The following is a 7,120-nucleotide window of genomic DNA, read 5'->3' as shown; positions in this document are numbered from 1 at the left end:
GGGTTTCATGGAGGCTGTTGCCTTCATGAAACCCGGGGCGGTCCACTCCGTTGGGGGCGGTGAACGTCCCCCATGGACCATTCGCGACGTCGCTGACCAGCGCGAAAAGCCCGCAACAGCCGTCGCCCGTGCCGAACGCAACCGACCACTACTGACAAAACCTCATTGGGGCGCAAGGCGGCGGGCGAAGCGACGGTCAGGCAGGTGGGAGGAGCGGGCCGCCGGACCAGTGTTGGAAGACGAGGTTGGTGTGCACCCGGGCGACCTCGTCGCGCGCGGTCAGTTCGTCCAGGACCAGGCGTTGCAGTTCGGCGGCCGAGCTGGTCGCGACGTGGGCGAGGAAGTCGTCCGGGCCGGTCAGGTGGTAGACGGCGCGGACCTCGGGCTGGGCGAGCAGGTGCTCGATGAACCGGTCCACCAGCGGGCGGCGGTGCGGGCGCACCTGGACGAAGAGGAACGCTTCCAGCGGGCGGCCGAGCTTGGCCGCGTCCACCTGCGCGCGCTGCCCGGTGATCACGCCGGTCTCGCGCAGCCGCGCGACGCGGTCCAAACAGGTCGACGGGGCGATGCCGACCGCGGCCGCCAGGTCCTTGTTCGACATCCGGGCGTCGTTCTGCAGGAGCCGCAAAATCTCGAGATCAACCGGGCTGAGTTCGACAGAAGACGTCATCGGCGAATCATATCCGAGAATATTGCATATTCTCCGATAGAAGCTCGACCATGACGGCATGACCGCACTGCGTACGCGAGCCGTCCACGCCGGCCGTGAAGACCTCACGGACCTGGGCGTGCACGCCGTCCCGCTCGATCTGTCCACCACCTACCCCTCTCGCGACAGCGCCGACGAGGCCCGGCGGATCGACGAGTTCGCCACCGGCGCCGTCGCGTCCGGGATGCCGGTGTACGGCCGGATCGGGAACCCGACCGTCGAGCGCTTCGAGAAAGCGCTTGCCGAACTCGAGGGTTTCGAACAGGCGGTTGCGTTCGCCAGCGGGATGGCCGCGGTATCGGCCTGCTTGCTTTCCGCGGTGGCGCAAGGAAAGCGCCATGTCGTCGCGGTGCGCCCGGTCTACGGCTGTTCCGATCACCTGCTCGGTTCCGGGCTGCTCGGCACCGAAGTCACCTGGACCGCGCCGGAGGACCTCGCCGCCGCGCTGCGGCCGGACACCGGGCTCGTGTTCGTTGAAACGCCGGCGAACCCGACGCTGCGCGAGGTCGACATCGCCGCGCTCGCCGAGATCTGCGGCGATGTTCCGCTGCTGGTCGACAACACCTTCGCGACACCGGTGCTGCAACGGCCCGGCCGGCACGGCGCGCGCATCGTGCTGCACAGCGCGACGAAGTTCCTCGGCGGGCACGGGGACGTCATGGGCGGGGTGGTCGCGTGCGACGCCGAGGAGGCGGGCAGGCTGCGGCAGATCCGGTTCGCCACCGGCGGGGTCCTGCACCCGCTCGCCGGATATTTGTTGCTGCGCGGGCTTTCCACGCTCCCGCTGCGGGTCAACGCCGCCTCCGCGACGGCGGCCGTTCTCGCCGAGCGCCTGGCTGCGCACCCCGCTGTCCGGTCCGTCCACTACCCGCGGCTCGGCGGGCCGCTGGTGGCGTTCGAGGTAGACGGCGACCCGCACGCGCTGATCGGTGCGGTCCGGCTCGTCACCCCGGCGGTCAGCCTGGGCAGCGTCGACACGCTGATCCAGCATCCGGCGTCGATCAGCCATCGCATCGTCGACGCGGCGGACCGGCGCGGCGCCGGGGTCACCGACCGGCTGATCCGGATGTCGGTCGGGCTCGAGGACGTCGAAGACCTCTGGTACGACCTCGACCAGGCGCTGAAGGCCTGCTAACCGCAGCAGCCGCCACCACAGCAACCGCCGCCCGCCGGGGCCGGCGCGGCTGACCCACCCGCCGCGCCGGTCAGCGCGACGGTCGTCAGCAGCTTGACGGTGTCGGCGTGCCCGTCCGGGCAGACCGCGGGAGCACTCGACTCGCTCATCGGCCGCAGCAGTTCGAACGTCTCGGTGCATTCCCGGCAGCGGTAGGCGTAGGTCGGCATGGAAAGAATTATCACCGGCCGGGGGCGAGGTGGGAAGCTGGGCGGGTGGAACCACCGCAGATCACCGGAATCCCGCATCTGGGCCAGGTCGTCCCGTCCTTGCTCGCCGCCGTCGGCGTCAGTGAGTTCGTGAACACGCTGACGCTGCCGGAAAGCCGCAGCGCCGCCGTGCTGCTGATCGACGGGCTCGGCTGGGAACTGCTCCACGAGCACGCCGCGGACGCGCCGGTGCTGGCGGAACTCGCCCAGCGACAGCTCCGCGTCGGATTCCCTGCCACGACCGCCGCCGGGCTCGCCGCGATCGGCACCGGGCTCGCGTCCGGTGAGCACGGCATGGTCGGCTACACGTTCGAGATGCCGGGAACCGGTGTGCTCAACGCGTTGCGCTGGTGCAGCCACGAGAACGGCGGTGACCTCCGGGGCGCGCTGCCGCCCCGTGAGGTCCAGCCCCTGCAGACCACGTTCGAACGCGCTGCGGCAGCCGGGATCGACTCCGCCGTGGTGTCCTCGGCGAAGTTCGCCGACACCGCGCTGACTCGCGCGACGCAGCGCGGTGCCCGCTATGCCGGAGTCCACGCGCTCGGCGACCTCGCCGCCCGCACCCTCGACGTGCTCGCCGAAGGCAGGGCGTTCTGCTACGCCTACCACAACGAAGTCGACATGCTCGGGCATCTGTACGGCCCGGGCTCGACGGCTTGGCGCATGCAGCTGCGCCAGGTGGACCGGCTCGTCGAGTCCCTTGTGGACGGTCTGCCGCCTGGCGCGCTGCTCGCCGTGGTCGCCGACCACGGGATGGTCGCCGTCGACGGCGTGCTCGACATCGACGAGACCCCGGATCTGCTCTCCGGTGTTCGCGCGATCGGCGGTGAGGTCCGGGCCCGGCACGTCTACGCCGAGCCAGGTGCCGCCGAAGACGTGCTCGCCGCGTGGCGCGAGGTGATCGGTGACCGCGCCTGGGTGCGCTCACGGGACGAAGCGATCGAGGCGGGCTGGTTCGGGCACACCGTGAGCGATCGCGTCCGGCCACGGATCGGTGACGTCGTCGCGGCGGCGCGCGGCCGGTTCGGCATGGTGCGGGAACTCGCCGAAGCCGTCGAGTCCTCGCTGATCGGCCAGCACGGCTCGCTCACCACCGCCGAACAGCTCGTACCGCTCGTGATCGCGCAGGGCTGAGCAGGACCTTCCTGCTTGCTGGGACGCCTGCCGCCGGGGAACTCCCGGCCAGGACCGCGCGACCTGTCCACTACGTGCCGGATGGAACGGAGTGGGCGATATGGCTGTGCTGGACGGAATCGGGGTCGTCGGAGCCGGTGGTGAGGGGCGCGCGGTGGCCGCCTACCTCGCGTCACGCGACCTGCCCGTGCACCTCTACACACGAGATCCTCGGACGGCGGACGAGATCGCCCGCCGTCGTGCGATCACCGCGACCGGTGTCCTCAATGGACGGTTCCCGCTCCGCGCTGTCACCGGCGACCCGGCCGACCTCGCCGGTCGTGCCGTCGTCCTCGTCGCGACGGTCACCACCGCCTACCCGGAGGTGGCCGCGCGCCTCGCCCCGCACCTCACCCGGGGACAGGTCGTGGTCCTGTTCTCCAGCAAGCTCTGCGGCAGCGTCGAGTTCGCCCACGCGCTGACGATCGCGGGTGCCCCGGACGTCGACGTGGTCGAGACCGACGCGCTGTTCGCCGCCCGGCCACACGGGACCGGTGGGGTGACCGTGCTCGGCACCAAGGGCTGGAACCTGTTCTCCGGCAGCTCGGCCGATGCCGTCGACCGGCACGCCGGGCTGGTGTGCGAGTGGTTCCCCATGCTCGAGGTGACCCGCAACCCGGTTGAACGCGGCCTGCACGATTTCGGCGCCGTGGCCCATGTACCCATCGCGCTTGCCAACCTCGGGACCATCGACCGCGCGGAGGAGCTGCTCTTCTACGTCGAAGGCCTGTCCGCGCGCACCGTGACCCTGCTGGAGCGGACCGAGGCGGAGTTCGCCGCGGTCGCCGAGGCATACGGTGCGCGCCTGCTCCCGATGACCGAGCTGCTCGACCGCTACTACGGCTGCACCCGCACCTGCCTGCTCGACGCCATCCGCACGGTCGAGCCGTACAAGACGATCGCCGCGCCGACCAGCCTCGACCACCGGTTCCTCACCGAGGACATCCGGTCCACGCTGGTGCCGTTGCAGGCGCTCGCGCGCCGTGCCGGGATCGGTACCCCGATGGTGGACGCCGCCATCACGATCATGTCCGCGCTCGGCGGCGAGGACTTCCGCAGTACCGGCCGCACCCTGGCCAGGCTCGACTGGGACGGGCTGAGCCACGAGCGGATCATCGGGCGCCTGAACGCCGCTTGAGTCCGGCTCGGACCCGGCCACGGCCTGGTCACCGCCTGTTCCCCGGCTCGATCCGCCCGGCGGTTACCGTTTCGGTGTGCCCCGACGCAACCGCCCGGACCGCGGCCGTGCCCGCGACGCCCGTGGTGGCGCCCAGCCCGAGCTGGGTGCCGCCACCGGCTGGGCACGCGCCGAATCGGGTGTGGACGGGGACTGGCTCGTGCGCACCGTGCCCGGCGCGCAGGCGAACAAGGTCTACCGCTGCCCCGGCTGTGACCACGAGATCCGGCCGGGCACTCCGCACGTCGTCGTCTGGCCCGCCGACGAGACCGGCTCCGTCGCCGATCGCCGCCACTGGCACCGCCCCTGCTGGGACGCGCGTGCCCGCAGGCGGCCCCATCGCCGCTGGTGAGCCCTTATTCAGTTGTCGTGAGAACGCCGGTAATGGCGTGAGAATGCTCCGTCGTACATCTCCTCCGTGTAGTCAGTGAATCCGAGCCGCTCCGCCACTCGCAGCGAAGGTTTGTTCGTCACGGCGATACTGGCCAGCACCGGAATGCCGGGCAGTTCCCTGGCACACCAGTCCACGACCGAGGCGGCCGCCTCGGCGGCGTAGCCCTTTCCCCACGCCGACGGCCGGTACCGGTAGGCCAGGTTCAGCACCCGCTCGCCGCGGAACTCGCGGAGCCGTACCCCGGTCACGCCCAGTACCTCCGTGCCGCCTGCCTCGGTCACCGCGAGGTAACCGAAGCCGTGCTCGGCCCAGTGCGCCAGCCAGGCCGTGTACGTCTCCGAGAACGTCGCGACATCCGGTGGTGCGGGGTTGAACCGGTTCGTCCGCGGGTCGGTGTGGATGTCCACCATGGCCTGCCGGTCCTCCTCACGTAGCGGCCGCAGCACCAGCCGTTCCGTCCGCAGCTCGGTGAAGGTCGTGATCAGCATGTCCGCGACGCTAGCGCGGGGGTCCGACAGAATCGGGCCATGACGGATCTGCCCCTGGTACTCCTGCACGCCTTCCCCCTCGACGCCCGGATGTGGGATCCGGTGCGCGCCCCGCTCGCCGAACGGGTCCGGGTGATCACGCCCGACCAGCGTGGACTCGGCCGCAGCCCGCTTCCGGAAACCGAACGCGAGCCCAGCCTCGCTGACGCGGCTCACGACGTCGTCGCGCTGCTCGACCGGCTCGGTCTCGACCGCGTCGTGCTCGGTGGCTGCTCGATGGGCGGCTATCTGGCGTTGGCCGTGCTCCGGCTCGCCCCCGAACGCGTCGGCGGGCTCGTCCTCATCGACACCAAGGCCACCGCCGACACGCCCGAGGCGGCGCAGACCCGGCTCGACGTCGCCGAGCGGGTCGAAGCCGAGGGCGTCACGGGCTGGCTCGCCGAGGCGAACCTGCCGAACCTGCTGTCGGAGAAGACCCGAGCGGAACGCCCGGAGGTCACCGAAACGGTCCGTGGGCTCATCGACGCCCAGCCGCCTGTCGGCGTCGCGTGGGCCGCGCGGGCGATGCGGGTCCGCCCGGACTCCGTCGAACTGCTGCGGGACAAGGACATCCCTGCGCTGGTGATCGTCGGCGAGCAGGACGCGATCACCCCGCTGGACGCGGCGAACACCATGGTCGACGCGCTGGACGACGCGACACTCGTCGTGCTGCCCGAGGTGGGGCATCTGACACCGCTGGAGGACCCGGCCGGCGTCGTCGAAGCGATTTTGGGGTGGTATCCGGAGGACTGAGGCTGCGCTGGGGGAGCGTACTCATGTGATTGGAGAGCGCACTCGCGTGATTGGGCGGAGATCTCGCGTGATCAGGCGAAGTAGCGGGCGAGGGCGGCGCGGGCCTCGGGGAGGCGGTGCGGGAAGCGGCGGGCGATGACGTAGCGCCAAGGGACTTCGAAGAGGCGGCGGAGTTCGAGGCAGGGGGCGAAGGCGGCTTCGCCGACTTCGCCGGGGTAGGCGGCGAGGGCGTCGCGGCCGGTTTCCTTGGCGAACGTGGCGAGGTCCCAGGCGAGCGGACCGCGCCAGGTGTCCTCGAAGTCGAGCCAGCACGGGCCCGCCGAGGTGACCATCACATTGCTCGGGTGCGCGTCGCCATGCAGGGCCTGCAAGGGCGCGACGGGCATCGCCGCGGCGATGCGGTCCGCCTCGGCACGCAGCCGGGGCGCCGCGCCGTCCATCGTGGCGCCGTGGCGGTCGAGAATCCGGTGCAGTTCGTCGAGTGGTCCGCGTTCGGGCAGGTCACCGGTGTAGCCGCGCAGTGCGGCGTGGACCCGGCCGAGTGACTCCACGAGCTCGGCGGGGGAACACCGGCGGTCCGCATCGGGCCGGACGTGGTGCCAGAGCGTGACAGGGAGACCGTGCGCGAAATGCGGTCCGGCCGGGGGATCCGTGGTCGGTGAGACGACCAGCACATCACGTTCGGTGAGGTAGGTGGACAGGGCGACGTCACGGGCCAGCCAGGCGGCCGGATCGGGCCGCGCCAGCCGTGTCGTCGCAGGCACTCTCGCGACCACCGGACCCAGTCTCACCAGCACGTTCGAGCGATCGTGCAGCACGTCGGGCGCGTCGGCGGGCAGTCCGCACCGCCGGGCGACGGCCACCGCGGCGGCGACCGCGGCTTCGGTGTATTCGTCGGCCACGGCGCGATCTTGCCAGCCGGTGCGAGCGACTGTCGGTAGCGAGGGCTACGATCCCCTTGATTGCCGGAATGGGCCTGCCGCACGGCGGGCGCGGACCGGCGA

9 protein-coding genes are annotated in these 7,120 nt (G+C 71.2%); 5 read left to right on the top strand and 4 right to left on the bottom strand.

The genetic code is table 11. The features are described 5' to 3' along the window. Positions 1 to 196: 196 nt before the first annotated feature. Positions 197 to 670: an Lrp/AsnC family transcriptional regulator gene (locus ACFW0G_RS29325; RefSeq protein ID WP_378328651.1), complete on the bottom strand. Its 474-nt coding sequence runs from the start codon at positions 668 to 670 to the stop codon at positions 197 to 199. Positions 671 to 728: 58 nt separating this feature from the next. On the opposite strand from ACFW0G_RS29325, the gene ACFW0G_RS29320 reads away from it, so the two are divergent. Then, positions 729 to 1,844, top strand: coding sequence for a trans-sulfuration enzyme family protein (locus ACFW0G_RS29320; RefSeq protein WP_378328650.1), 1,116 nt, complete (start codon positions 729 to 731; stop codon positions 1,842 to 1,844). On the opposite strand, the gene ACFW0G_RS29315 is transcribed toward ACFW0G_RS29320, so the two are convergent. Then, the gene (locus ACFW0G_RS29315; protein ID WP_378328649.1) at positions 1,841 to 2,053 is read right to left on the bottom strand and encodes an FmdB family zinc ribbon protein; all 213 of its coding nucleotides are present in this window, start codon (positions 2,051 to 2,053) and stop codon (positions 1,841 to 1,843) included. The two genes, ACFW0G_RS29320 and ACFW0G_RS29315, sit on opposite strands and share 4 nt — an antisense overlap. Positions 2,054 to 2,098: 45 nt before the next feature. On the opposite strand from ACFW0G_RS29315, the gene ACFW0G_RS29310 reads away from it, so the two are divergent. The 3 genes from ACFW0G_RS29310 (at position 2,099) to ACFW0G_RS29300 (ending at position 4,794) form a co-directional block, all read left to right on the top strand. Next, the gene (locus ACFW0G_RS29310; RefSeq protein ID WP_378328648.1) at positions 2,099 to 3,226 is read left to right on the top strand and encodes an alkaline phosphatase family protein; all 1,128 of its coding nucleotides are present in this window, start codon (positions 2,099 to 2,101) and stop codon (positions 3,224 to 3,226) included. Between the two features lie 100 nt (positions 3,227 to 3,326). After that, positions 3,327 to 4,403 (top strand): NAD/NADP octopine/nopaline dehydrogenase family protein, encoded by a 1,077-nt coding sequence (locus ACFW0G_RS29305; RefSeq protein ID WP_378328647.1) that lies wholly within the window; start codon positions 3,327 to 3,329, stop codon positions 4,401 to 4,403. Between the two features lie 76 nt (positions 4,404 to 4,479). Further along, positions 4,480 to 4,794, top strand: coding sequence for a hypothetical protein (locus ACFW0G_RS29300; protein ID WP_378328646.1), 315 nt, complete (start codon positions 4,480 to 4,482; stop codon positions 4,792 to 4,794). A gap of 8 nt (positions 4,795 to 4,802) precedes the next feature. Here the strand turns inward: ACFW0G_RS29300 and ACFW0G_RS29295 are convergent, their stop codons facing one another. Next, positions 4,803 to 5,324, bottom strand: coding sequence for a GNAT family N-acetyltransferase (locus ACFW0G_RS29295; protein WP_378328645.1), 522 nt, complete (start codon positions 5,322 to 5,324; stop codon positions 4,803 to 4,805). A 39-nt stretch (positions 5,325 to 5,363) separates the two neighbouring features. Between ACFW0G_RS29295 and ACFW0G_RS29290 the strand changes: the two genes are divergently transcribed. After that, positions 5,364 to 6,116, top strand: coding sequence for an alpha/beta fold hydrolase (locus ACFW0G_RS29290; RefSeq protein ID WP_378328644.1), 753 nt, complete (start codon positions 5,364 to 5,366; stop codon positions 6,114 to 6,116). 71 nt (positions 6,117 to 6,187) lie between these two features. Here the strand turns inward: ACFW0G_RS29290 and ACFW0G_RS29285 are convergent, their stop codons facing one another. Continuing rightward, a complete protein-coding gene (locus ACFW0G_RS29285; RefSeq protein ID WP_378328643.1) occupies positions 6,188 to 7,018 on the bottom strand; it encodes a phosphotransferase family protein in 831 nt (276 codons plus the stop codon). Between the last annotated feature and the right edge of the window lie 102 nt (positions 7,019 to 7,120).

The organism is Amycolatopsis sp. NPDC058986, assembly GCF_042741125.1.
In the GTDB taxonomy this organism is placed as follows: Bacteria; Actinomycetota; Actinomycetes; order Mycobacteriales; family Pseudonocardiaceae; genus Amycolatopsis.
This window is presented reverse-complemented; position numbering and strand designations above follow the sequence as displayed.